The sequence below is a fragment of the Streptomyces sp. NPDC013317 genome, from assembly GCF_055563155.1.
Window position 1 is genome coordinate 136,170 of the sequence record NZ_JBVHDX010000013.1, and the last position, 25,239, is coordinate 161,408.

At 73.1% G+C, this 25,239-nt stretch carries 19 protein-coding genes; 15 read left to right on the forward strand and 4 right to left on the reverse strand.

Translation table 11 applies throughout. The features are described from left to right. The first annotated feature begins 98 nt into the window (after window positions 1-98). The gene (locus tag ACZ3IJ_RS28985; RefSeq protein ID WP_467472857.1) at window positions 99-617 is read left to right on the forward strand and encodes a MarR family winged helix-turn-helix transcriptional regulator; all 519 of its coding nucleotides are present in this window, start codon (window positions 99-101) and stop codon (window positions 615-617) included. Between the two features lie 120 nt (window positions 618-737). On the opposite strand, the gene ACZ3IJ_RS28990 is transcribed toward ACZ3IJ_RS28985, so the two are convergent. The 3 genes from ACZ3IJ_RS28990 to ACZ3IJ_RS29000 are packed head-to-tail and all read right to left on the reverse strand — an operon-like array spanning window position 738 to window position 3,386. After that, a complete protein-coding gene (locus ACZ3IJ_RS28990) occupies window positions 738-974 on the reverse strand; it encodes a hypothetical protein (RefSeq protein WP_260226244.1) in 237 nt (78 codons plus the stop codon). 20 nt (window positions 975-994) lie between these two features. Next, entirely contained in the window at window positions 995-3,079 is a 2,085-nt protein-coding gene (gene malQ, locus ACZ3IJ_RS28995) for a 4-alpha-glucanotransferase (protein ID WP_467472858.1), read from the reverse strand. A gap of 46 nt (window positions 3,080-3,125) precedes the next feature. Next, on the reverse strand, window positions 3,126-3,386 hold the full coding sequence (locus tag ACZ3IJ_RS29000; protein ID WP_467472860.1) for a hypothetical protein: 261 nt from the start codon (window positions 3,384-3,386) through the stop codon (window positions 3,126-3,128). Window positions 3,387-3,609: 223 nt separating this feature from the next. On the opposite strand from ACZ3IJ_RS29000, the gene ACZ3IJ_RS29005 reads away from it, so the two are divergent. After that, on the forward strand, window positions 3,610-6,666 hold the full coding sequence (locus ACZ3IJ_RS29005) for a beta-N-acetylglucosaminidase domain-containing protein (protein WP_467472862.1): 3,057 nt from the start codon (window positions 3,610-3,612) through the stop codon (window positions 6,664-6,666). 244 nt (window positions 6,667-6,910) lie between these two features. On the opposite strand, the gene ACZ3IJ_RS29010 is transcribed toward ACZ3IJ_RS29005, so the two are convergent. Further along, the gene (locus ACZ3IJ_RS29010) at window positions 6,911-7,474 is read right to left on the reverse strand and encodes an HNH endonuclease (protein ID WP_391797300.1); all 564 of its coding nucleotides are present in this window, start codon (window positions 7,472-7,474) and stop codon (window positions 6,911-6,913) included. A gap of 247 nt (window positions 7,475-7,721) precedes the next feature. Between ACZ3IJ_RS29010 and ACZ3IJ_RS29015 the strand changes: the two genes are divergently transcribed. The 13 genes from ACZ3IJ_RS29015 (at window position 7,722) to ACZ3IJ_RS29075 (ending at window position 25,201) form a co-directional block, all read left to right on the forward strand. Next, window positions 7,722-8,792 carry a mechanosensitive ion channel family protein gene (locus ACZ3IJ_RS29015; RefSeq protein WP_467472864.1) on the forward strand — a complete coding sequence of 357 codons (1,071 nt, stop codon included), beginning with the start codon at window positions 7,722-7,724 and terminating at the stop codon, window positions 8,790-8,792. A gap of 192 nt (window positions 8,793-8,984) precedes the next feature. Continuing rightward, complete coding sequence (locus ACZ3IJ_RS29020; RefSeq protein ID WP_467472865.1) at window positions 8,985-10,199, forward strand: ROK family transcriptional regulator; 1,215 nt, start codon at window positions 8,985-8,987, stop codon at window positions 10,197-10,199. Between the two features lie 97 nt (window positions 10,200-10,296). After that, complete coding sequence (locus ACZ3IJ_RS29025; protein ID WP_467472867.1) at window positions 10,297-11,634, forward strand: ABC transporter substrate-binding protein; 1,338 nt, start codon at window positions 10,297-10,299, stop codon at window positions 11,632-11,634. Between the two features lie 19 nt (window positions 11,635-11,653). Then, entirely contained in the window at window positions 11,654-12,616 is a 963-nt protein-coding gene (locus tag ACZ3IJ_RS29030) for a carbohydrate ABC transporter permease (RefSeq protein ID WP_467472868.1), read from the forward strand. Window positions 12,617-12,618: 2 nt separating this feature from the next. Then, window positions 12,619-13,521 (forward strand): carbohydrate ABC transporter permease, encoded by a 903-nt coding sequence (locus tag ACZ3IJ_RS29035; protein WP_467472871.1) that lies wholly within the window; start codon window positions 12,619-12,621, stop codon window positions 13,519-13,521. A gap of 7 nt (window positions 13,522-13,528) precedes the next feature. Beyond that, on the forward strand, window positions 13,529-14,794 hold the full coding sequence (locus ACZ3IJ_RS29040) for a 6-phospho-beta-glucosidase (protein ID WP_467472872.1): 1,266 nt from the start codon (window positions 13,529-13,531) through the stop codon (window positions 14,792-14,794). After that, on the forward strand, window positions 14,785-15,762 hold the full coding sequence (locus ACZ3IJ_RS29045) for an N-acetylglucosamine kinase (protein ID WP_467472875.1): 978 nt from the start codon (window positions 14,785-14,787) through the stop codon (window positions 15,760-15,762). The genes ACZ3IJ_RS29040 and ACZ3IJ_RS29045 overlap by 10 nt, the downstream gene beginning before the upstream one ends. Window positions 15,763-16,050: 288 nt before the next feature. Further along, on the forward strand, window positions 16,051-17,508 hold the full coding sequence (locus tag ACZ3IJ_RS29050) for a hypothetical protein (protein WP_467472877.1): 1,458 nt from the start codon (window positions 16,051-16,053) through the stop codon (window positions 17,506-17,508). An 11-nt stretch (window positions 17,509-17,519) separates the two neighbouring features. Beyond that, the gene (locus ACZ3IJ_RS29055) at window positions 17,520-18,578 is read left to right on the forward strand and encodes a glutamate ABC transporter substrate-binding protein (RefSeq protein ID WP_467472879.1); all 1,059 of its coding nucleotides are present in this window, start codon (window positions 17,520-17,522) and stop codon (window positions 18,576-18,578) included. A 15-nt stretch (window positions 18,579-18,593) separates the two neighbouring features. Then, complete coding sequence (locus tag ACZ3IJ_RS29060; protein WP_467472880.1) at window positions 18,594-19,895, forward strand: coiled-coil domain-containing protein; 1,302 nt, start codon at window positions 18,594-18,596, stop codon at window positions 19,893-19,895. 41 nt (window positions 19,896-19,936) lie between these two features. Next, complete coding sequence (locus ACZ3IJ_RS29065) at window positions 19,937-22,489, forward strand: serine/threonine-protein kinase (protein WP_467472947.1); 2,553 nt, start codon at window positions 19,937-19,939, stop codon at window positions 22,487-22,489. Between the two features lie 2 nt (window positions 22,490-22,491). Further along, window positions 22,492-23,808 (forward strand): PP2C family serine/threonine-protein phosphatase, encoded by a 1,317-nt coding sequence (locus ACZ3IJ_RS29070; RefSeq protein ID WP_467472882.1) that lies wholly within the window; start codon window positions 22,492-22,494, stop codon window positions 23,806-23,808. A 61-nt stretch (window positions 23,809-23,869) separates the two neighbouring features. Then, on the forward strand, window positions 23,870-25,201 hold the full coding sequence (locus ACZ3IJ_RS29075) for a vWA domain-containing protein (RefSeq protein WP_467472884.1): 1,332 nt from the start codon (window positions 23,870-23,872) through the stop codon (window positions 25,199-25,201). Window positions 25,202-25,239: the final 38 nt, after the last annotated feature.

Sequence of the window (25,239 nt, forward strand, 5' to 3'; positions counted from 1 at the left end):
TAGTCATAAGCTACTTATTAGCAAGAGGCTTTCTGGTGAGCATCTTGCTTCGCAGTCACTTACTTGCCGTCGAGTCGATCGATGAGGAGACTGCCGCCATGGACAGCAGCACCGAACCCTCCGCGCACGACGCCGTCGACGCGATCGCCGACCAGTGGGCGGCGGTCCGCCCCGACCTGGACACGCTCCCCATGGCCGTCTTCGGGCGGATCTACCGGCTGGCCGCCGGTATGCGCGGCCGGGTCGACAAGGCGTACTCCCCCTACGGCGGCATGTCGCTCGGCGAGTTCGACGTCCTGGCGACACTGCGCCGCTCGGGTGAGCCCTACACCCTGTCGCCGCGCGAGCTCACCGCCACGCTGATGATCACCACAGGCGGGATGACGGGCCGTCTGGACAAGCTGGAGAAGGCCGGACTGCTCAGCCGCAGCCCCGACCCGAACGACCGGCGCGGGCTGCGGGTGACGCTCAGCGAGCACGGGCGCGAGTTGGTGGACCAGGCCGTGGGCGCCGGGCTCGCACAGCAGCGGGAGGCCCTGGAGGCAGCACTCACGCCCGAGGAGGCGGAACAGCTGGCGGGCCTGCTGCGCAAGCTCCTCGCGACCACGGTCGCCTGAAGGCCGGCCGAGCGCGCGAGGGCGGGCGCCCGGCGGCGCCCGTGTGTACGCACACGAGGGCGCCGCGCCGGTACACGTGTACCGGCGGGGCGCCCTCGGAAGCTACGGAGCCCTGGGCCCCTAGGCCTTCTTGGGCCGGTCGGACTTGTCGAGCACCATCACCAGACCGGCGATCACGAGGAACAGCACGATCGGCGCGGCCACGAACAGACCGAGGGTCTCGACGACACTCAGCTTGGGGGCCGGGTCGTCACCGTCGTCGCGGGTGAGCGCGAGCGCGGGGGACGACATGAGCAGCATCATCAGCGTCGTACCGGCCGCGACAGCACCGGCGCGCAGGGCGTTCTTCTTGTCCACGGTGCAAACGTAGCGAACACCTAAACCGGCCGCGCGCCCGGGGGTGCCGTACGGACGTCCCCCGCCGGTCCGAAGACCGCGAGCAGCCGGTGCAGCCGGGGCGAGGCGGCCAGCTCCTCCAGGGTGAGCGGCTGACCCTCGGGGCCCGCCACGGGCAGCCGCCAGTTCGGGTACTGGTCCCAGGTCCCGGGCAGGTTCTGGGGCCGCCGGTCCCCGACCGTGTCCGGCAGCCACACCCCGACCATCGTGGCCGGCGTGCGCAGCAGGAACCGGTGGACGGCCCGCACCTCGGCCTCCTCGTCGCCCGGGCCCTCCGGAAGCAGCCCGAGCCGCTCCAGGTACGTCAGCCACTCGCCGACCTCGGCCGTGTCCCGGGCGCGCTCGCGCCCCAGGTCGCCGGTGAGCAGCCCGAGCCGGTGGCGCAGGGCGACGTGGTCGCCGGAGAGCCGCGCGGCCGTGGAGGGGAGGTCGTGCGTGGTGGCGGTGGCCACGCAGTCGGCGCGCCACTCCTCCGGGGCCAGCGGCCGGCCCGTGCCCGACCAGTCCCGTTCGAACCAGAGCACGGACGTGCCGAGCACCCCGCGCCGCGCGAGCTGTTCGCGCACTCCCGGCTCGACCGTGCCGAGGTCCTCGCCGATGACGACCGCACCGGCCCGGTGCGCCTCCAGGGCGAGGACCGCGAGCATCGCCTCGGAGTCGTGACGGACGTACGTACCCTCGGTGGGCTCGCGGCCCTCGGGGACCCACCAGAGCCGGAACAGGCCCATCACATGGTCGATGCGCAGCGCGCCCGCGTGCCGCAGCAGCTCCCTCAGCAGACCCCGGTACGGGGCGTAGCCGGAGGCGGCGAGGGCGTCGGGGCGCCAGGGCGGCAGACCCCAGTCCTGGCCGCGGGAGTTGAAGGCGTCGGGCGGGGCGCCGACCGACATCCCGGCGGCGAAGGCGTCCTGGGCCGCCCAGGCGTCGGAGCCGTCGGGATGGACGCCGACCGCGAGGTCGTGGACGATCCCGACCGGCATTCCCGCGTCCCGTGCGGCCTCGCTCGCGGCGGCCAGCTGGCGGTCCGTCAGCCAGGCCAGCCGGCAGTGGAAGTCGACCCGGTCGGTCAGCTCGTCGTCGGCGCGGACGGCCGCGGCGGCCGAGCGCGGGTCGCGCAGCTCGGCGGGCCAGGACCGCCAGTGGTGTCCGTGCCGTTCGGCGAGCGCGCAGTAGGTGGCGTGGTCCTCCAGGGCACGGCCCCGTTCGGCGAGGAAGTCGTGGTACTCGGCGCGTCTGCCCGGGCCGAGTTCCACGGTCCGTACGAGTTCCAGGGCGCGCCGCTTGACCTCCCACACCGCGTCCCGGTCGATCAACGCGCCCTTGCGCAGAACGCGTTCGCGCAGCTCGGCGGCGTCCCCGAGGACCGCGTCGAGCGCGTCGCGGTGGCGCGGGTCCACGAGGCCGTACTCGGGGATGTCCTCGATCCGCAGATGGACGGGGTCGGGGAAGCGGCGGGAGGAGGGGCGGTACGGGGAGGGGTCGGTGGGCGCGCCCGGCACGGCCGCGTGCAGCGGGTTGACCTGCACGAAGCCGGCGCCGTGCGACCGGCCCGCCCAGGTGGCCAGTTCGCGCAGGTCGCCGAGGTCGCCCATGCCCCAGGAGTGGGCGGAGAGCACCGAGTACAGCTGGGCCAGCAGCCCGTAGACGCGCCCTTCGTGCCGGGGCACGCGCGCCGGGGCGACGATCAGCGTGCTGGCGCCGCCGCGCCCCCCGGGGTCCCGGGCCTCGACCCGGTGGACGCCGAGCGGCAGGTCCTCCCAGCGCTCGCCTTCGACGACCTCGCCCGACTCGGTCGTGACGCGCAGTCGGGTGCCGGGCGGAAGGTCCTCGGGCGGCCGGACAGGGGCGTCCCGCCAGAGCACCAGCGTGGCCGGGAGCAGCCGTTCCCGCTCGGCCCGCAGCGCCGCTTCGAGGGCGGCGGCGACCGCCTCCGGGGTGCCGGCGTCCACGTCGAGGGCGGCGAGCACGGTCACGACGGTGGTGTCGGGCACCTGCACGGTGACGCCCGCGGAGGGCTCGTACGAGGTGGCGACGCCGTGGAGGGCGGCGAGGCGGGCCAGGGTCACTTCACACTCCAGAGGTCTGGGACGGCGGTGGCGGCCGGCCCCGCGGTCACACTCCGGGGGACTCCGTGCCGCCCGCGAGGCCGGGGGCGGTGGGTTCGCTGGTGAGCGGCGCCGCCACGGTCAGCGGCGGCTCGCTGGTGAGGGGGGCCACCGAGGTGAGCGGCGGCTCGCTGGTCAGAGGGGCCGCGGAGGTGAGCGGCGGCTCGCTGGTGAGGGGGGCGGCGTGGGCGAGGGGCGGCTCGCTGGTGAGCGGGCCCTGTTTCAGCAGCTCGGATATCTCGGGGGCGTGGGGGGCGGTCGTGGTCACGGGGGGTCTCCCGGTTTCTTCTCGACAGGTGGAACGACGTAGCCCTACCCACCGCACCCCGTTTTACCGGCGCGACATGGCGATCCGCCGCCACCTCGCCGGACGGCCCCCGGGCAAACGCGACACTTCGGCCACGCGCATTGACACCCCCGGCGGACGGGTGGTGGGCTCGTGACCCACTCGTGACCCAGAGGCGGCGTCACCGACAGGAGAGAGGGGCCCCGTGCACCTCCGACGCAGGAAGCGGACCGCGACGGCCGTGGCCGCCGCGGTGATCGGCGGGCTCCTCGGCAGCGGACTCACCGGCTCCGCCCAGGCCGCCCCGGTCTCCCCCGTCACCACCCCCGACGTCCCGCAGAGCCCGGCCGGGCCCGAGGTGTGGCCCCGCCCGCAGTCGCTGCGGGCCGCCGGGCCCGCCGTGCCGCTGGGCGGCGAGGTGACGCTGCTCGCGGACGCCGACGCCGACCCGTACGCCGTCGCCGCGCTCCACGAGGTGCTGCGGGCGGCGGGGGTACGGACCGTCCACACGTCCCTGCCGGGCGGCGGGACCGTGATCCGGGTGGGCTCCGCCGTCTCCCAGGAGGCTCTGCGGGCGCTGCGCGTCGCCGAACGGGCCGATCTGCCGCGCGGCGGCTACCGGCTCGCGACGGGCCGGTTCCAGGGCCGGGACACCGTCGCCCTGGACGGGGTCGGCGAGGACGGCCTGTTCCACGCCGTCCAGACTCTGCGTCAGCTGGTCGACGGCGCGGCGGAGGGCGAGCGGCAGATCCCCGGCGTCGTCGTCCGCGACTGGCCCGGAACCGCCGTGCGCGGCCTGACGGAGGGCTTCTACGGCCGCCCCTGGAGCGGTGAACAGCGCCTCGCCCAGATCGACTTCCTGGGCCGCACCAAGCAGAACCGGTACCTCTACGCGCCCGGTGACGACCCGTACCGCCAGACCCAGTGGCGCGACCCCTACCCCGCCGGGCAGCGCGCCCAGTTCCGCGCGCTCGCCGAGCGGGCCCGCGCCAATCATGTGACGCTCGCCTGGGCCGTGGCGCCCGCCCAGTCCATGTGCCTCGCCTCGGACGACGACGTGAAGGCGCTCACCCGCAAGATCGACGCGATGTGGGCGCTGGGAGTGCGCTCCTTCCAGCTCCAGTTCCAGGACGTCAGCTACAGCGAGTGGCACTGCTCGAAGGACGCGGACACCTTCGGGCGCGGGCCCGAGGCGGCGGCGACCGCCCAGGCGCGCGTGGCGAGCGAGGTGGCCCGTCATCTGGCCGCCCGCCACCCGGGCTCGGAGCCGCTCACGCTGATGCCGACGGAGTACTACCAGGACGGCGCGACCACCTACCGCACCGCGCTCGCCGCGGCGCTGGACGACCGGGTGCAGGTCGCCTGGACCGGCGTCGGCGCCGTCCCGCGCCGCATCACCGGTGGCGACCTGGCGGGCGCCCGGGACGCGCTGCGCCACCCGCTGGTCACGATGGACAACTACCCGGTCAACGACTACGCGCAGGACCGGCTCTTCCTCGGGCCCGCGATGGGCCGCGAGCCGGCCGTGGCGGCCGGCTCCGCCGCGTTCCTCGCCAACGCCATGGAGCAGGCCGCCGTCTCCCGGATCCCGCTCTTCACGGCCGCGGACTACGCCTGGAACCCGCGCGGTTACCGGCCGCAGGAGTCGTGGCGGGCCGCCGTCGACGAACTGGCGGGCCCGAACCCGGCCGCCCGCGAGGCGCTGCGGGCGCTGGCCGGCAACGGCGCCTCGTCGATCCTCGACCCGGCGGGCGAGTCGGCGTACCTCAAGCCGCTGATGACGGCGTTCTGGAACAGCCGTACGGCCCAGGACGGGGCGGTACGGGAGAAGGCCGGTCGCGAACTGCGCGCGGCGTTCACCGTGATGCGGGAGGCGCCCCGGCGGCTCGTCGGCACGGCCGACGGCACCCTGGACGACGAGGTCGGCCCCTGGCTGGAGCAGCTGTCCCGCTACGGCCTCGCGGGCGAGACGGCGGTCGACATGGTCCTCGCCCAGGCCCGCGGCGACGGCGCCGCGGCCTGGCAGTCACAGCTGCAGCTGGAGTCGCTGCGCGAGGCGCTCAAGGGGAGCGAGGTCACCGTCGGCAAGGGCGTCCTCGATCCGTTCCTCACGCGGGCCGTGACGGAGTCGGCCGCCTGGACGGGCGCGGACCGCGCCCGTCACCCCGGTGGCACCGCGGAACGGGACGGCGACGCGTACACGGTGCGCCTGGACCGCTCGCGGCCCCTGGAGTCGGTGACGGTGATGACGGAGCCCGGCTCGGGCGAGTCGGCGCGCGTGGAGGCGTACGTCCCCGGCGAGGGCTGGCGTCCACTGGGCCCGGTCTCCCCGACCGGCTGGACGCAGACGGACGTGAAGGGGCTGCGCGCGGACGCGGTGCGGATCGCCTGGGACGGCGCGGACGGACGGAGCGACCCGCGGGTGCGCTCCCTGGTGCCGTGGTTCGCGGACGAGCCTCCCGCCGAGCTCGTGCTGGCCCGCGGCGAGCTGGACGCCGAGATCGGCGGCCCCGCGGGACGGGTGGACGTACGGCTGGTGGGCAGGAGCACCGACGAGGTGCGCGGGGCGCTGACGGCGCGGGCGCCGAAGGGGATCGCGGTACGGCTGCCCAAGGAGGCCCGGGTGCCGCGCGGCACGCGCGCGTCGGTCCCGCTGGAGGTGTCGGTCGCGCCGGACGTGCCCGCGGGCTCGTACCAGGTGGCGGTGTCCTTCGCCGGCGAGGAGCGGATCCTGACGGTCCGCGCCTTCCCGCGCACGGCGGGCCCGGACCTGGCGCGTACGGCGACGGCGTCGTCGTCCGGCGACGAGACCCCCGACTTCCCCGCCGCCCTCGCCCTGGACGGCGACCCGGCCACCCGCTGGTCCTCCCCTGCGGAGGACGGCGCCTGGTGGCAGCTGGAGCTCGCGAGCCCGGCCCGGATAGGCCAGGTGGTCCTCCACTGGCAGGACGCGTACGCGTCCCGGTACCGCATCCAGGTCTCGGCGGACGGCCGCAACTGGCGCACGGCGGCGACGGTCGCCGAGGGCCGGGGCGGCCGCGAGAGCGTCCGCATGGACGCCGTGGACACCCGCTTCCTGCGCGTGCAGGGCGACCGGCGGGCGACGCAGTACGGCTACTCGCTCTGGTCGGTGGAGACCTACGCGGTGGCCCCGCCGGAGGAGCCCGTCACGCCCGGGGAGCCCGAGGAGACGGGCCTGCCCGAGAATCCGCCGCAGCCGGAGCGGCCCGCGGACGGATCGCCCGCGGACGCGGACGGCTAGGGCGTGTTGCGAAAGTCCCGCCTGCCCCGCGACGCCTGGCACGCACGCTCGCTGCGTTGTCGGGATCGTCCGAGTACACCCGGTACGAGGACGACCCTCCGCCTTGCGATCGCACGCACCAGACGCCGCGGGGCCCGCCCTTCGGGCGGACGGCGCTACTTTCGCAACACGCCCTAGGCGCGCGCCCCCGGCGGACCGGTAGGGGGCGCGCCTCCCGGCGCGCCCCGTACGACGAAGGCCCGGCTCAACCCGTCTTCACGGCCCCCGTGGGGGCGGTGGAGACGGCGTCGATCCGGGCCATCACGTCGTCCGCGCCGTACGGCTGCAGGTAGGGCAGCCAGCGCGGGTCCCGGTGTCCGGTCCCGATGATCCGCCAGGCCAGACCGCTCGGCGGGGCGGGTTGATGGCGCAGCCGCCAGCCCAGCTCGCGCAGGTGCCGGTCTGCTTTGACGTGGTTGCAGCGGCGGCAGGCCGCCACGACGTTCTCCCAGGCGTGCGTACCCCCGCGGCTGCGCGGAACGACGTGGTCGACGCTGGTTGCGACGCCACCGCAGTACATGCAACGCCCGCCGTCACGGGCGAAGAGGGCTCTGCGGGTCAGAGGAACGGGCCCCCGGTAGGGGACCCGCACGAACCGCTTCAGCCGGACCACACTGGGTGCGGGGATGACGCGGGTCTCGCTGTGCAGGAAGGCGCCGGACTCCTCGAGGCAGAGTGCCTTGTTCTCGAGGACGAGGACGAGCGCGCGGCGGAGCGGTACGACGCCGAGGGGCTCGTACGACGCGTTGAGGACCAGGACATGCGGCACGGATGCCTCCTATGACGCCGGCGGCGCGTGGCTCGCGCCGGGACGAACTGCTCTCAGTCTCTCCTCATGCCTGGTCGGAGCGCCACCACGTACCGGTAACGGGCTTGAAGTGTTCTCGACCACATCGGCATCGTCTCCCGGTACATCCCCGCGTGAGGTCGGTCTCTCCCTCGAACAGGGCAACAGGAGCACACCCGATGCCCCGTTAGTGTGGATGGTCTGCGTACGCCACGCCTGGAGGTTCTACGTGTCCTGGTCCGCCCTGTCGGCCCTGTCGGCCGCCGACGATCCGCAGCAGGTCCCCGTCACTCTCGACGAGGCCGCGGAGAAGGCGACGAACGCCGCGGGCTGGGTGGAGGAGAACTGGTCCACCTGGCTGAACACCGGTCTGCGGATCCTCCTCATCCTGGTCGTCGCCCTGCTGCTGCGGATGGCGATCCGCCGCGCCCTGACGAAGCTGATAGAGCGGATGAACCGCTCCGCGCAGGCCGTGGAGGGCACCGCGCTCGGCGGACTGCTCGTCAACGCGGAGCGGCGTCGGCAGCGCTCGGAGGCGATCGGCTCGGTGCTGCGGTCCGTCGCCTCGTTCGTGATCCTGGGCACGGCGGGGCTGATGATCCTCGGCGCCTTCCAGATCGATCTGGCGCCGCTGCTCGCCTCCGCCGGTGTCGCCGGTGTCGCGATCGGCTTCGGCGCCCGGAACCTGGTCACCGACTTCCTCTCCGGCGTCTTCATGATCCTTGAGGACCAGTACGGCGTCGGTGACTCGGTCGACGCGGGCGTGGCCTCGGGCGAGGTCATAGAGGTCGGGCTGCGCGTGACGAAGCTGCGCGGTGTCGACGGTGAGATCTGGTACGTCCGCAACGGCGAGATCAAGCGGATCGGCAACCTCAGCCAGGGTTGGGCGACCTCGGCGGTCGACGTGACGGTCCGTCCGACGGAGGACCTGGACCGCGTGAAGTCGGTGATCGACGAGGCCACGGCGTCCATGGCGAAGGACGAGCCCTGGAACGAGCGGCTGTGGGGCCCAGTGGAGATCCTCGGTCTGACCGAGGTGCTCATCGACTCCATGACCGTCCGGGTCTCGGCGAAGACGATGCCGGGCAAGGCCCTGGGCGTCGAGCGCGAGATGCGGTGGCGGATCAAGCGGGCGCTGGACGCGGCCGGCATCAGGATCGTCGGCGGTGTCCCGGCCCAGGCGGAGGAGACCGCCGCGGACCCCACGGCCGGGATGGCGGCCCCCTCGGCCTTCGCCTCGTCCACGTCCCCGCAGGGCATGGCGGCGAGCCCGCTGCCCAAGCCGGACCTCGCCAAGTAGGAACTCCCGCCACGCCGTGTGACACGACGCGCACACGCACCGTGCATGAACGACGCCCCCGCAGGTAACGCTTTGGTTGCCTTCGGGGGCGTCGTGCGTGCGCGGGTATTGACGCCCCGGCGACGGCCGTCCTACGGTCCTCCCACCCAATAGGAAACTTTCCTAACAGTGAGAAGGGCGGGTGGATCCGACATGGCCGGTACGACCCCGGGTACCCCCGGCACCCCACGTGTGCTGCGGGCCATGAACGACCGTGCGGCCCTGGATCTCCTCCTGGAGCACGGAGCCCTCTCCCGCACCCGGATCGGCAAGCTCACCGGCCTGTCCAAGCCCACCGCCTCGCAGCTGCTCTCCCGCCTCGAAGCGGCCGGGCTCGTCGTCGCCACCGGGACCACCGCGGGCCGTCCGGGCCCCAGCGCGCAGCTGTACGCGGTCAACGGCCGGGCCGCCTTCGCCGCCGGACTCGACGTGACCCCGCGGCTGATCCGCGCCGCCGTCGCCGACATCAGCGGCGAGGTCGTGGGCGCGTTCGAGCTCCCCACCCAGGGCCGCGCGGCCGACGACGTCGTACGGCAGGTCACCACCGCCCTCGACGGCGCCGCCAAGGACGCCGGGATCACCCGGGCCGAGGTGCACCGGCTCGTCATCGGCACCCCCGGCGCGTTCGACCCGGCCACCGGGCGGCTGCGGTACGCCTCCCACCTGCCCGGCTGGCACTCCCCCACGCTCCTGGAGGAGTTGGCGGCCGCGCTCCCGATGCCGTTCGAGTACGAGAACGACGTCAATCTGGTGGCCGTCGCCGAGCAGCGCCTCGGCGCCGCCCGGGGCCACGAGGACTTCGTGCTGCTCTGGAACGAGGAGGGTCTCGGCGCCGCGCTCGTCCTCGGCGGCCGGCTCCACCGCGGCTTCACCGGCGGCGCGGGCGAGGTCGGCTTCCTGCCGGTGCCCGGCACCCCTCTCGTACGGCAGGTCACCAAGGCCAACTCCGGCGGCTTCCAGGAGCTGGCCGGCGCGCAGGCCGTGCCCCGGATCGCCCGGGCCGAGGGCATCGAGACCCCCGAGCACCCCCACGTACCCGCCGCGTCCCGGCTGCTCGCGCACGCCGCCGCGCACCACGGCGACGACCCGCGGTACGCGGCGCTCCTCGACCAGTACGCCGAGCGCCTCGCCACCGGTCTCGCCTCGCTCGTCGCCGTACTGGACCCCGAGGTCGTCGTCCTGTCCGGCGAGGCGATCGTCAGCGGCGGGGAACCCCTCCGCGAGCGCGTCCAGGCCGAGCTGGCCGAACTCGCCGCCTCCCGGCCGCGGCTCGTCCTCGGAGGCGTCGAGCAGCACCCCGTCCTGCGCGGAGCCCTGGAGAGCGCGCTGGCCACCACCCGCGACGAGGTCTTTGACACGTCCCGCTAGCCCACGGCGCTCCGGGCGGCCGAGCCGGGAGCGCCGACCACCGCTTCGCCCGCGTCCCCCTTCCCCCGTCGAGCCCTCCGCCACAGGGAGTTCCGTCATGCCCGTACGCGCCCGCAGAGCCGCCGTCGCGCTCGCCGCCACCGCCTCGATCGCCCTCCTCGCCTCGGCCTGCACCGGTTCCACCGAGAACAAGGCGGGTGACGACCCGAACGCCGAGACCACGATCACCTTCTGGCACGGCTGGTCGGCGCCCTCCGAGGTGAAGGCGATCCAGGACAACGTCGACCGCTTCGAGAAGGCCCACCCGAACATCAAGGTGAAGATCGTCGGCAACATCAACGACGACAAGCTGAGCCAGGCGCTGCGCGCGGGCGGTTCGAACGGTCCGGACGTGGCCGCTTCCTTCACGACGTCCAACGTCGGCAAGTTCTGTCACACGGGCGCCTTCGCGGACCTCGCGCCCTTCCTGGAGAAGGACAAGGTGGACCTGGACAGGACCTTCTCGAAGGTCCTCCAGGACTACACCCAGTTCGAGGGCAGGCGCTGTTCCCTGCCGCTCCTCTCCGACGCGTACGGGCTCTACTACAACAAGGACGCCTTCAGGGCGGCCGGCATCACCGCCCCGCCGAAGACCTGGTCGGAGTTCACCGAGGTCGCCAAGAAGCTGACCAAGGAGAAGGGCGACACCTACGAGCAGCTCGGCTTCATGCCGAACTACCTCGGCTACGAGACCGTCCCCTCCCATTACATGTCGCAGTGGGACCACACGTACTTCGACGGCGGCGGCAAGTCCAACCTCGCCAAGGACCCGGGCTTCGCCGAGATGCTGACGTACCAGAAGTCGCTGGTCGACGGCCTGGGCGGGTTCGCGAAGCTCGACAGGTACCGGACCACGTTCGGTGACGAGTGGGGCGCCAAGCACCCCTTCCACACCGGCCAGGTCGCCATGCAGCTCGACGGCGAGTGGCGGCTGAACTTCATCAAGGAGGCGAAGGTCGGCTTCGAGGTCGGCGTCGCGCCGCTGCCCGTCGCCGACGACGAGGTCGCCGAGTACGGCAAGGGCTACCTCTCCGGCACGATCATCGGCATCGCTCCGCAGAGCAGGAAGCAGAACGCCGCCTGGGAACTGATCAAGTACATGACGATGGACACCGAGGCCGTGGTGAACTTCGCCAACGGCATCGGCAACGTCCCCTCCACCCTGGACGCCCTGAAGTCGCCGAACCTGAAGGCCGACGACAACTTCAAGGTCTTCCTGCAGATCGCCCAGCACCCGGAGTCCTCGACCTCCGACGGCGCCGTGAACGGGTCCACGTACCAGGACACCTTCCAGGACTTCGCCCAGAAGTACGAGAAGGGCCAGGTCAAGGACCTGAAGAAGGGCCTTGAGGAAACGGCCGCCCAGATCGACCGCGACATCGCCCAGGCGAAGTAGGACCCGGGACCGGTACCTCATGTCCACCGACACCCTCGAAGGGCGCCGGGCGGCGCTGCGGTCGAAGCGCGTCCGGAGCGCGCTTCGCACCGCGGCGTTCATGTCGCCCTGGCTCATCGGCTTCAGCGTCTTCTTCGCGTACCCGCTCGTCTCGACCGTCTACTTCTCGCTGATGAAGTACGACGGGCTCAACCCGCCGACCTGGCGGGGCCTGGACAACTGGACGTACGTCTTCTCCGACCTGCCGAAGTTCTGGCCGGCCATGCAGAACACCCTCTGGCTCGCGGTCGTCATGGTCGCCTGCCGGGTCGTCTTCGGCCTCGGCATCGGCCTGCTCGTCACGAAGATCAGGACCGGCGCCGGGTTCTTCCGCACCCTGTTCTACCTGCCGTACCTCGCACCGCCGGTGGCCGCGACGCTGGCCTTCGTCTTCCTCCTCAACCCGGGCACGGGGCCGGTCAACTCGCTCCTGGAGGCCGTCGGCATCCCCGCGCCCTCCTGGTTCAACGACGCGGCCTGGGCCAAGCCCGCACTGACCGTCCTCGCCGTGTGGGGCGTCGGGGACCTCATGGTCATCTTCATGGCCGCCCTGCTCGACGTGCCGAAGGAGCAGTACGAGGCGGCGGAACTGGACGGTGCCTCGGCCTGGCAGCGGTTCCGCTACGTCACCCTGCCGAACATCTCGCCGATCGTCCTCTTCGCCGTCGTCACCGGGATCATCGGCGCGATGCAGTACTACACCCAGCCCATCGTGGCGGCGAAGGTCGCCTCCGGAGTGATGGGCGGCTCGGGCCAGACCTTCGAACCGGGCTATCCGGACGACTCCACGCTGACCCTGCCGCAGCTCGTCTACAACCTCGGCTTCGGCCGCTTCGACTACGGCGCGGCCTGCGTCGTGGCCCTCGTCCTGTTCGCCCTCTCCATGGCCTTCACCGCGCTGCTGATGCGGCGGCGGGGCGGCCTGATCGGCTCGGGTGACTGACCATGTCCTCCTCCGTCTCCACGCTCGACCGTCCCGTGGACACCGGGCCCCCCGCCGGGGCCGCCGCGAGGTCGGCCCGCCGCCGGGCGCTCCTGCACTGGATCGCCGTCCACTCCCTCGGCACAGCCGCCGCCCTCTTCTTCGTGCTGCCGTTCGTCTTCATCCTGCTGACGTCCCTGATGAGCGACGAGCAGGCGCTCACCCGCGACCTCACGCCGAACTCCTGGCACTGGGACAACTACGTCCGGGTCTTCGAGACCCCGGGCTTCCTGGACTGGTGGAAGAACTCCCTGCTGTACGCGGGTCTCGGCACAGCGCTCGTGGTGGTGTCCTCGATCCCGGTGGCGTACGCGCTCGCCAAGTTCCGCTTCCGGGGCCGGCATCTGTCGCTGCTGCTCGTCATCTCGATGATGATGCTGCCGCCGCAGGTGATCATCATTCCGATGTACCTGTTCTGGGCCCAGCAGATGGACCTCTCGGGGACGCTCTGGCCGCTCATCGTCCCGATGGCCTTCGGCGACGCCTTCGCGATCTTCCTGCTGCGCCAGTTCCTGCTGACGATCCCTAACGAGTACATCGAGGCCGCGAGGATCGACGGGTGCGGCGAGCTGCGCACCCTCCTCAAGGTCGTGCTCCCGATGGCGAAGCCCGGCATCGCCGCCGTGGCGCTGTTCCAGTTCTTCTACTGCTGGAACGACTACTTCGGGCCGCAGATCTACACCTCCGACAACCCGGCGGCGTACACGCTGAGCTACGGCCTGGAGTCCTTCAAGGGCGCACACCACACCGACTGGAATCTGACCATGGCCGCGACCGTCCTGGTCATGGCCCCTGTGATCCTCGTCTTCTTCTTCGCCCAGAAGGCGTTCGTCGAGGGAGTCACACTGACCGGAGTGAAGGGCTAGCCGAAGAATGAAGCTCGCTGTCGTGGGGGGCGGCTCCACCTACACCCCCGAACTGATCGACGGATTCGCGCGGTTGCGCGACACCCTGCCCGTCACCGAACTCGTCCTCGTCGACCCCGCCGCCGACCGGCTGGAGCTGGTCGGCGGACTGGCCCGGCGGATCTTCGCCAGGCAGGGCCACGCGGGGAAGATCGTCACCACCTCCGACGTCGACACCGGGGTGGCCGGCGCGGACGCCGTGCTGCTCCAGCTGAGGGTCGGCGGCCAGGCCGCCAGGAACCAGGACGAGACCTGGCCCCTGGAGTGCGGCTGCGTCGGCCAGGAGACCACCGGCGCCGGAGGTCTCGCCAAGGCGCTGCGGACGGTGCCGGTCGTCCTGGACATCGCCGAGCGGGTCCGGCGCACCAACCCGGACGCCTGGATCATCGACTTCACCAACCCCGTCGGCATCGTCACGCGCGCGCTGCTGCAGGCCGGGCACAAGGCCGTCGGGCTGTGCAACGTGGCCATCGGCTTCCAGCGGAAGTTCGCCCAGCTGCGCGACGTGACGCCGGCCGACATCCACCTCGACCACGTCGGGCTCAACCACCTGACCTGGGAGACGGCCGTACGGCTCGGCGGTCCGGAGGGCGAGAACGTGCTGCCCCGGCTGCTCGCCGAGCACGGTGACACGCTCGCCGACGATCTCCGGCTGCCGCGCCTGTTCATGGACCGTTTCGGGGTCGTCCCCTCGTACTACCTGCGCTACTTCTACGCGCACGACGAGGTCGTACGGGAGCTGGGCACCAAGCCCTCGCGGGCCGCCGAGGTCGCCGCGATGGAGAAGGAGCTCCTGGAGATGTACGGGGACCCGGCGCTCGACGAGAAGCCGGCGCTGCTCGCCAAGCGCGGCGGGGCGTTCTACTCGGAGGCCGCCGTCGATCTCGCCGCGTCCCTGCTGGGCGGCGGAGGCTCGCCCTACCAGGTGGTGAACACGTACAACAACGGAACGCTGCCGTTCCTCGCCGACGACGCCGTCATCGAAGTGCAGGCGGCGGTGGGGGCGAACGGTGCGACGCCGCTGCCGGTGGCCCCGCTCGACCCGCTGTACGCCGGGCTGATCGCCCATGTGTCCGGCTACGAGGACCTGGCGCTGGAGGCGGCGCTGCGCGGTGGCCGCGACCGGGTGTTCAAGGCACTGCTCGCGCACCCTCTCGTCGGGCAGTACGAGTACGCCGAGGGCCTCACCGACCGGCTGATCGCCCACAACCGGGAGCACCTCGCGTGGGCGTGAACCTCGACGGCGCGCTCCTGGCGATCGACGCGGGCAACAGCAAGACCGACGTGGCGATCGTGGGGCCGGACGGGACCGTGCTCGGCTCGGCGCGCGGCGGCGGGTTCCAGCCGCCCCTGGTCGGTGTCGAGGCGGCCCTGGACGTGCTGGCGGAGGCCGTGGGGCGGGCTGCCGCCACGACGGGCCGCAGCCTGGAGTTCGCGCATGTCTCCGCGTGCCTCGCCAACGCCGATCTCCCGGTGGAAGAGGCGGAGTTGAAGGCCGGTCTCGACGCGCGCGGGTGGAGCCCGTCCGTACGGGTGTACAACGACACCTTCGCCGTCCTGCGGGCCGGGCTCGACGAGCCGCGGGGTGTCGCGGTGGTGTGCGGGGCGGGGATCAACTGCGTCGGGATGCTGCCCGACGGGCGGACCGCCCGCTTCCCCGCCCTCGGGAAGATCTCCGGCGACTGGGGCGGCGGCAGCGGACTCGCCGAGGAGGCGCTGTGGTTCGCCGCCCGCGCGGAGGACGGGCGGGGCGAACCGACGGCGCTGGCACGGACGTTGCCCGCGCACTTCGGGCTGCCGACCATGTACGCGCTGATCGAGGCGCTGCACCGGGGGAGCATCGCGTACGAGCGGCGGCACGAGCTGACGCCGGTGCTGTTCCGGACGAGCGCCGAGGGTGACGCGGTCGCCCGCTCGCTGGTGCGGAGGCTGGCCGAGGAGGTCGCCACGCTGTCGACGGTCGCGCTCGGCCGGCTCGGTCTGCTCGACGAGGTGGCTCCGGTGATGCTGGGCGGCAGCGTGCTGGCCGCGCGCCATCCCGAGCTGGACGGTCTGATCGCCGAACTCCTGGCGGTGAGGGCGCCGAAGGCGGTCGTGGGCGTGGTCGTCGCGCCGCCGGTGCTGGGTGCGGCCCTCCTCGCCCTGGACGAGGCGGCGGCGCCGCCGGAGGCCGCAACGCGGCTGCGGCTCCACTACGCCTGAGGCGCGTCCCGTACGCCCCAGGCGCGTCGCGTACGACCCAGGGCTCGGCGGACCGACGACGGGGCGTCTCCCTCACGGGGAGGCGCCCCGCCCCTCGTTCACCCGTTCGTGTCGGTCCGTCCGTGGAACCGATGGGGGCGAAAAGCCGTATTCATAGCAGGGGGTTCGCCTACGGGGCCGACGCGACATGGGGCACGATAAGACAAGATCCAGTCAATCCTGGTGTGCGGGTGGGGCCCCTGAGGCCATACTGCTGGCCGGGAACGTCGGACCGAGGGGGAGGCCACGTTGACACACCCGCCGAATGCGCCCGCCGCCTCGGCGCCGGGCAGTGTGCCCGTGCACCCGGTTCCGGGTGTGCCCGCGCAGCCGTCGCTGCCGTCCGGTGCACCCGTGTCCGCGTCCTCCGCCGCGCCGTCACCGGCCGCACCGCCCGCCGGGCACGGCCCGTGGGACGAGGTCCGGGCGCGGCTGCGCCGCGCGGCCACGACCGAGCCCGGCCGCCTTCAGATCCTCGGAGCCGTACTGGCCCTGCTCGTCGTCGCGTTCGGCGCCGTGACCGCGTACGAGGTCTCCGACCGGGCCGGCTCCGCCGACGACGTGGTGAGCCGCAGCCAGCCGCTGAGCGCCGACGCCGCGGACATCTACCGCTCCCTCGCCGACGCCGACACGGCGGCCGCCAGCGCCTTCCTGTCCAAGGAGCGCGACCCCGCCGACCTCCAGAAGCGGTACGCGGACGACATCACCACGGCGTCCCGCCTCCTGGTCAAGGCGGCGGCGAGCACCGGCGGATCGTCGCAGTCCGCCCGTGAGATCACCACGCTCAACGAACAACTCCCGCGCTACACGGGCCTGATCGAGCGGGCGCGGGCCGCCAACCGGCAGGGCCTGCCGCTCGGCGGCGCCTATCTGCGGTACGCGAACCAGCTGATGACCACGCAGCTGCTGCCCGCGGCCGAGCGGCTGTACGAGGCGGAGACGCAGCGGCTCCAGCGGGACGACGAGGACGCCCGCGACTGGCCGTTCCTCTCCCTCGCTCTCGGGGCCGCCGCCCTCGCCGTCCTGGTCTGGGCGCAGCGCCGTACCTACGCGCGGACGAACCGGGTCTTCAACCAGGGCCTGCTCGCCGCGACCGCCGCATCCGTGATCGTGCTCGTCTGGCTCGCCGCCGCGCACACCGTCGCCCGCGCCGGGCTCGACGACGCCCGTGAGCACGGGCAGAGCTCGCTCCAGGTCCTCAACGCCGCCCGCATCAGCTCCCTCAAGGCGCGGGCCAACGAGAACCTGACGCTGGTCGCCCGGGGCGCGGTCCTCACCGAGGACGGCAAGAAGGACAAGTACGAGACGGACTACACGACCAGCATGGAGTCGCTGACCACCGCGCTCGCCGAGGCGCGCGAGCTGGCCGACGACGACGCCGGCCGCGATCCGCTGAGCACCGCCGTGGAGCGTACGGCCGACTGGCGCGAGCGCCACAAGGACGCCCGGGACAAGGACGACGCGGGCAACTACGAGGGCGCGCGGACCAGTGTCGTCGGACCGGGCGCCTCCACGGGGCAGTCCTTCGACCAGGTCGACGCGGCCCTGAAGAAGGCCCTGGACCACGAGCAGGGCGAGTTCACCCAGGCCGCCGAGAGCGGCAGGGGCGCCCTCACCGCCCTCCCGCTGGGCGCGGCCGCGCTCGGCGTCCTCGGCGCCGCGGGCGCCGTCACGGGCGTCAACCGCAGGCTTTCGGAGTACCGGTGAGAGGGGGCGGGATGCGGAACGGCGTCGACGGCGCGAGGAAGCGCGGACCGGCCCGGCTCCTCGGCGGGCGCCCCCTGGGGCGGCTGCGCGGCTGGGGCGGAGTGGGGGCGATGGCGGTGGCCTGCGGGCTGACCGCGTCGCTCACCCTGCTGCCGCTGACCCACAGCGCGAACGGCGCCCCCGTCTCCCCCGGGGTGACCGGCCCCGGGGTCGGTGTCGGCGTGCAGGTCAAGGCGGACACCTGCCGGAACCCCGAGGCCTCGCTCACCCCGTCCACCGCCGACGGCCCGGCCGTGGAGGCGATCAAGGCGCGCGGCAAGCTCGTCGTCGGAGTCGACCAGAACAGCTTCAACTGGGGGTACTTCAACCCCGAGACCAGGGAGCTGGAAGGGTTCGACATCGCGCTGGCAAGGGCGATCGCCAAGGACCTGCTGGGCAGCGAGGACGCGATCATCTTCCGCACCATCCCCACCAACCAGCGGATCGCGGCCCTGGACAGCGGGAAGGTCGACCTCGTCGTCCGCACGATGACGATCAACTGCAGGCGGATCGAGCAGGTCGCGTTCTCCACCGCCTACTTCCAGGCCGGTCAGCAGGTGCTCGCGCCCAAGGACTCGACCGACATCACGGGGTACGACTCCTCGCTCGACGGCAAGCGGGTCTGCACGGCGGAGGGTTCCACGGCCTACGAGGCGCTGGTGGACAACTCCTTCGGCGCCACGTTCAAGGACGAGGGGGACGGCACCGGGAGCGACCGGGACCGGTTCACCGTCCCCAACCAGCTGGACTGTCTGGCCCGGCTCCAGATGGGCGAGGTCGACGCCGTCGTCACCGACAACGCGCTGGCGGCGGGGCAGGCCGCGCAGGACCCGGCCGTCGAGCTCAAGGGCAGACCGTTCACCACCGAGTACTACGGAGTCGCCGCCAAGCTCGGCAACGACGACCTGGTCCGCCGGGTCAACCACGTCCTCGTGCAGTACCGCCAGGGCGCCTGGACGGCGGCGTACGACAAGTGGCTGAAGGCGGACCTGCCCGGCATATCCGGGCCGCCCGCACCCATGTACAAGTAGAGCGAGAGGTGATCGATGGGCGTCGCGGGCACCCCCGGGCCGGTGATGGACCGGGACGAGGTGGACCGTGCGCTGGCGCGGCTCGGCGCGGAGCACAAGGCGATCGAGGACTCGCTGCTGGCGCTCCAGGACCACGCGGGCCGCAGGCTGCTCGAAGGGGCCGAGCTGACCGGGACCACCCGGGACCGCTGGCACTCCACCGAGCGGACGATCACCCTGCTCTGGACGTACTTCGACGCGTACACGGACGCGCTGCACGACGCCCGTGAGCTGCGGGCACGCCGGCGCTGGGCCAGCCGCGAAGACCTGGTGGAGCTGACCGAGCGGCTGCGCGGCGAGAGCGTGCTCGTCGCGGGCGGCGCGCAGCAGCCCGCCGCCGCGTCGCTCACCGGCCCCGCCCGGCTCTCCGAGCGGTTCACGCTGGAGCGGCTGGTCGCCCGGATGAACGAGCTCTACGCCTCCTCGCTCGACATGGTCGTGACCGCCGACGCCGTCTGGTCCGCGCTCCCCGCGCGGATAGACCTCCTCGCCGCCGAGCTGGGGCGGACCCGCTCGCTCGCGCACTCCGTAGGGGTGCGGCCCGGGGAGCACCCGGCCGGTGACGAGCTGGAGGAGATCACGGCCGAGCTGACCGCGCTGCGCTCCCAGGTCGTCACCGACCCGCTGGCCTTCTGGCGTCCCGCCGCGGGAAGTTCGGCACCGGGCGGCGGACGGCCCGACACCGAGCGGTACGACCGGGCGGCTCGCGCCCTGGAGGACATCCGGCGGGAGATCGAGGCGGTCCTCGCGGTCCGGCAGGACTCCGAGGACCGGCTGCTGCGGCTGCGGGACGTCCTCTCGCGCGCCGACCGGACGCTCGCCGAGGCACGGGTGGCGCGCGGCGAGGTCCTCGCCAAGATCGCCGCCTCCGAGGTGCCGGCGGTCAGCGGCCCGCCGACGGTCCTCCAGGAACGGCTCTCGACGGCCGCCGAGTACCGCCGGCACGCCCAGTGGCACCGGCTCTCGCCGCTCCTGGAGTCGCTGGAGCAGGAGGCCGAGGACGAACTGCAGCGCGCCCGGGCGTCCCTGACCGCCGTCACCGCGCCGCTCGCGGTCCGCGCCGAGCTGCGCGGCAGGCTCGACGCGTACAAGGCGAAGGTGGCCCGGCTCGGCGCCGCGGAGGATCCGCTGCTGATCGAGCGGTACGACGCGGCGCGCCGGATGCTGTGGAGCGCGCCCTGCGACCTGCGCGTCGCGGAGCAGGCGGTCCTGCGCTACCAGCAGGCCGCGGCCGAGGTCCTGTCCGGACCCAGAGATGCCCAGGGGAGTCAGTGGTGAGCACCTGTCAGCGTCCCTCGTGCGAGGGATCGTACGAGGACATGGGCGGCGGTGAGCTGTACTGCGACACCTGCGGGCTCGCTCCGGTCGTCGCCGCGGGCGGCGTGCTCCAGGCCAACCCGACCGGGATGGCGGTGCCCGGCAAGGGGTCGGCCTCGTCCCGGTCCAGCTCGCGCTCCTCCTCCCGCGGTTCCACGCGCTCCTCCCGTTCGTCCACGTCCCGGCGTTCGGTCTCGGGGCGCCTGTCCCGTTCCCTGTCGGGCGGCAGCAGCGGCCGTTCGGTGTCGGTGCGCAGCTCCGGCTCGTCGACCGCGCAGTCGGGGCGGAACCGGCTGGGCGCCGGGTTGGTGGCGATCCCCGAGGTGCCGCGCCCCGACCCGCGCGCCGCGGTGATGGAGAACCCCGAGGTTCCCGAGCGGAAGCGATTCTGCTCGCGCTCGGACTGCGGCGCACCGGTGGGCCGTTCGCGCGGCGACCGGCCGGGACGTACGGAGGGCTTCTGCACCAAGTGCGGGCATCCGTACTCCTTCGTGCCGAAGCTGCGCGGCGGGGACGTCGTGCACGGGCAGTACGAGGTCGCGGGCTGTCTCGCGCACGGCGGCCTCGGCTGGATCTACCTCGCCGTCGACCGGGCGGTCTCCGACCGCTGGGTGGTCCTCAAGGGCCTGCTCGATACCGGCGACCAGGACGCGATGGCGGCGGCGATCTCGGAGCGCCGCTTCCTCGCCGAGATCGAGCACTCCAACATCGTCCGGATCTACAACTTCGTCGAGCACCTCGACGCCCGCACGGGCTCCCTGGACGGCTACATCGTCATGGAGTACGTCGGCGGCAAGGCGCTCAAGGAGATCGCCAACGACCGCCGCACGCCGGACGGCCGGCGCGATCCGCTGCCGGTCGAGCAGGCCTGCGCGTACGGGATCGAGGCCCTGGAGGCGCTCGGCCACCTGCACAGCCGGAACCTGCTGTACTGCGACTTCAAGGTCGACAACGCGATCCAGAGCGAGGACCAGCTCAAGCTGATCGACATGGGCGCGGTCCGGCGGATGGACGACGACGAGTCCGCGATCTACGGCACGGTGGGCTACCAGGCGCCGGAGGTGGCCGAGGTCGGCCCGTCGGTGGCGAGCGACCTCTACACCGTGGCGCGCACGCTCGCCGTGCTGACCTTCGACTTCCAGGGGTACACGAACGTCTTCGTCGACTCCCTGCCCGACCCGGAGCACATCGAGGTCTTCCGGACGTACGAGTCGTTCTACCGACTCCTGGTCCGCGCGACGGACCCGGACCCCGCCCGCCGGTTCGCCTCCGCCCAGGAGATGGCGGAGCAGCTGACGGGTGTCCTGCGCGAGGTCGTCGCCCTCCAGTCGGGCCGTCCGCGCCCCGCACTCTCCACCCTGTTCGGCACGGAACTGCGGGTCACGGACACCGAGCTGTTCGCGGAGCTGACGGAGGACGTCTCCCTCCTGGGCGCCCGGGAGCGGGGGCGGGGCCGCGGCCGGACGGCGGCGCGGCCCGTCCGACCGGCGCCGCTTCCGGCACAGGGCGCGTCGCTTCCCGTCCAGGGCGCCCCGCTCCCGCCCCCGGGCGCCCCGCTCCCCGTCCAGGGCGCCCCGCTTCCCGCGCCGGCCGGCGGCCCGGTGCCCGCGCAGACGCCGGGCGTGGCGTTCCTCGCTCCGCTCGACGGAGGGACCGCCTCGCTCGCGCTGCCCGTGCCACGGGTGGACCCCGCGGACCCCAACGCCGGTTTCCTCGCGGGTCTGATGGCCTCCGCCCCGGCCGAGCTGATCAGCGCCCTCGGCACCGCGCCCGCGCCCTCCCTGGAGCTACGGCTGCGCGAGCTGCGGGCCCTCCTGGAGATGGCCGACCTCGGCTCCGCCGGGCGCGCGCTCGCCACGCTGGAGGAGGAGCACCCGGACGACTGGCGGGTCGTCTGGTACCGCGGTGTGACCTCCCTGGTGACCGGCGACCACGAGCACGCGGCGCTCTCCTTCGACGCGGTCTATGACGCGTTCCCCGGTGAGCCCGCGCCGAAGCTGGCCCTGGGCATCTGCGCCGAGGTGCTCGGCCAGCTGGACAACGCCGCCGAGTACTACCGCCTGGTGTGGGCGACCGACCCCGGCTTCGTGAGCGCAGCGTTCGGGCTCGCCCGGGTGCGCCTCGCGGCCGGCGACCGTGCCGGAGCCGTACGGACCCTGGAGTCCGTACCGGAGGCGTCCATCCACTACACGGCGGCCCGCGTCGCGGCCGTCCGGGCGCGGCTGCGGCGGCGGGCGGCGCACGAACCGCTCGGCGCGGACCTCACGGCGGCCGCCGCGCAGGTCTCCGCGCTCCAGGACTTCGGTCTGGACGCGGTACGCCGGGAGACGCTGTCGACGGAGGTCCTCGGCTCGGCGCTCGACTGGGTACTCTCCGGGAGTCCCGGAACGACACCGGGCGGGGCGCGGCTGCTCGGCAGCGAACTGGACGAACGCGGACTGCGCTTCGGCCTCGAACGCTCGTACCGGGTGCTCGCCCGGCTCGCTCAGCGGGGCGAGGAGAGGATCGAACTGGTGGAGCGGGCCAACCGTTTCCGCCCCCGGACGTGGGTGTGAGTATGTCCCAGAAGCCCCAGCACGAAATCTCCGCCTGCCCCGGCTGCGCGGAGCCGCTGGAGTCGGGTGACCGGTTCTGCGGGGCGTGCGGTCACGACCTCGCGGCCGTCCCGGCCGCGGCCCCGGAGCCGGACCGTCCCACGGTCGCGATCGGTACGCCGGTGAACTGGCCCGAGCCCCCGCCCCGCGAGCCGGGCTCCCTCTCGACGGCCACGCAGCATCCGGGCGACCTCCCGGGCACGGACTCGGGCGGGCGCGACCTGCCGACGGCGGCGGTCCGCACCGACGGTCCGCCCCGGGCCGAAGCGCCCGAGCCGGGCACCCCGGAAGGGGACTTCACCCTCGCCGCGCCCGACCCGCGCGCCGCCGCGCAGCTCGCCGCCCCGGCCGCCGGGACCAAGCTGTGCGTCGCCTGCCGTGCCGGAGCCGTGGACCCGGACGGGTACTGCGAGAACTGCGGGCACGCCCAGCCGCGCGAACGCGACCACATGGAGCAGGAGCTGTCCACCGTCGCCGCCGTCAGCGACCGCGGGCTGCGCCACCACCGCAACGAGGACGCGTTCGCGGTCTCGGCCACCGCACTCCCCGACGGTTCGCTCGCCTCCCTGGCGATCGTCTGCGACGGCGTGTCCTCCGCGACCCGCCCCGACGAGGCCTCCGCGGCGGCCGCCAGGGCGGCCGGGCAGTCGCTGCTCATCGCGCTGCCGCGCGGCACCCATCCGCAGCAGGCCATGCACGAGGCGATCGTCGCCGCGTCGGAGGCGGTCAACTCCCTCGCCGAGGAGCCCGGCCCGGACGGCATGGAGCACGATCAGCACCGCCACCAGAACGCCCCGGCCTGCACCATCGTCGGCGCGGTCGTCGTCGACGGACTGCTGATCGTCGGCTGGGTCGGCGACAGCCGTGCCTACTGGGTGCCGGACGACCGCACCTCCCCGCCGGCCCGGCTCACCCAGGACGACTCCTGGGCCGCCCAGATGGTCGCCACGGGCCTGATGAACGAGGCGGAGGCGTACGCCGACGCGCGCGCCCACGCCATCACGGGCTGGCTCGGCGCCGACGCGTACGAACTGGAGCCGCACACCGCCGCGTTCAAGCCCGACCGCCCCGGGGTGGTCGTCGTCTGCACCGACGGGCTCTGGAACTACGCGGAGGCCGCCGACGAGATGGCCCGGGTCGTCCCCGCGGACGCCGCGGGGCGCCCCCTGCACGGCGCCCAGGTGCTGGTCGGCCACGCCCTGGACGGCGGGGGCCACGACAACGTAACAGTGGCGCTCCTGCCGTTCGCCCTCTCCCCGCAAGGGGCAGGATCGGCCTGAACGGTCGCCGGTCCCCTGTCCCTCCCACCCTTCACGCCTGTCCGTCGAGGAGCCTCAACCCATGGCGAACTTCTCCAAGTCGAACGTGCCGCAGTTCTCGGTGGACGTGTACCAGAACGAGTTCCTGCCGGAGGGCGGCCGCGAGGTCAACGCCATCGTCACGGTCACCTCGACCGGCGGCGGCACGAGCGGCCATGCGGCTCCGGGCCCCGGCTCCGGCGCGGACGCCGGCGTCGTGATCATGCTCGACTGTTCCGGTTCGATGGACTACCCGCCGACCAAGATGCGCGGCGCCCGGGATGCCACGGCCGCGGCCATCGACGCCCTGCGCGACGGCACCTCCTTCGCCGTCGTCGCCGGCACGCACGTGGCGAAGGAGGTGTTCCCGGGGGACGGCCGGCTCGCCGTCGCCGGTCCCGCGACCCGCGGCCAGGCGAAGGACGCCCTGCGCCGGCTGAGCGCGGGCGGCGGTACGGCCATCGGCACCTGGCTGCGGCTCGCGGACCGGCTGCTCGGCTCCGCCGAGGTGTCGATCCGGCACGGCATCCTGCTCACCGACGGGCGCAACGAGCACGAGTCGCCCGAGGACCTGCGGGCCGCGCTCGACGCCTGCGCGGGCCGCTTCACCTGCGACGCCCGCGGTGTCGGTACGGACTGGGAGGTCAAGGAGGTCACCGGCATCGCCTCCGCGCTGCTCGGCACGGCCGACATCGTGGCCGATCCGCAGGGCCTCACGGCGGACTTCACGACCATGATGGAGAACGCCATGGGCAAGGAGGTCGCGGACGTCGCGCTCCGCCTGTGGACCCCGGTCGGGGTGGAGATCGGATTCGTGAAGCAGGTCGCGCCCACCGTCGAGGAACTGACCGCGCGCCGTACGGAGGCGACCGCACGGGCCGGCGACTACCCGACCGGATCATGGGGCGACGAGTCCCGCGACTACCACGTGTGCGTACGGGTTCCCCAGGCCGGAATCGGCCAGGAGATGCTCGCCGCCCGCGTCTCCCTGATCGCCCCCGACCCGCTGGGCGACGCCCCGAAGACGCTCGGCCAGGGTCTGGTACGGGCCGTGTGGACGGACGACATGGCGATGTCCACGTCGATCAACCCCCAGGTCGCGCACTACACCGGCCAGGCCGAGTTGGCGCAGGTCATCCAGCAGGGGCTGGACGCCCGCAAGTCCGGCGACCACGACGGGGCCACGGCGAAACTGGGGCGCGCGGTGCAGTTGGCGGCCGCCTCCGGCAACGAGGACACTGCGAAACTCCTTTCGAAGGTGGTGGACGTCGTCGACGCGGCGACGGGTACTGTGCGTTTGAAGGCGAAGGTCGCGGATGCGGACGAGATGACTCTCGAGACCCGCTCCACCAAGACCGTTCGCGTCAAGAAGTAGCCCGGCCACGGGCCGGACGACGAGAGGGGGAAGCACCG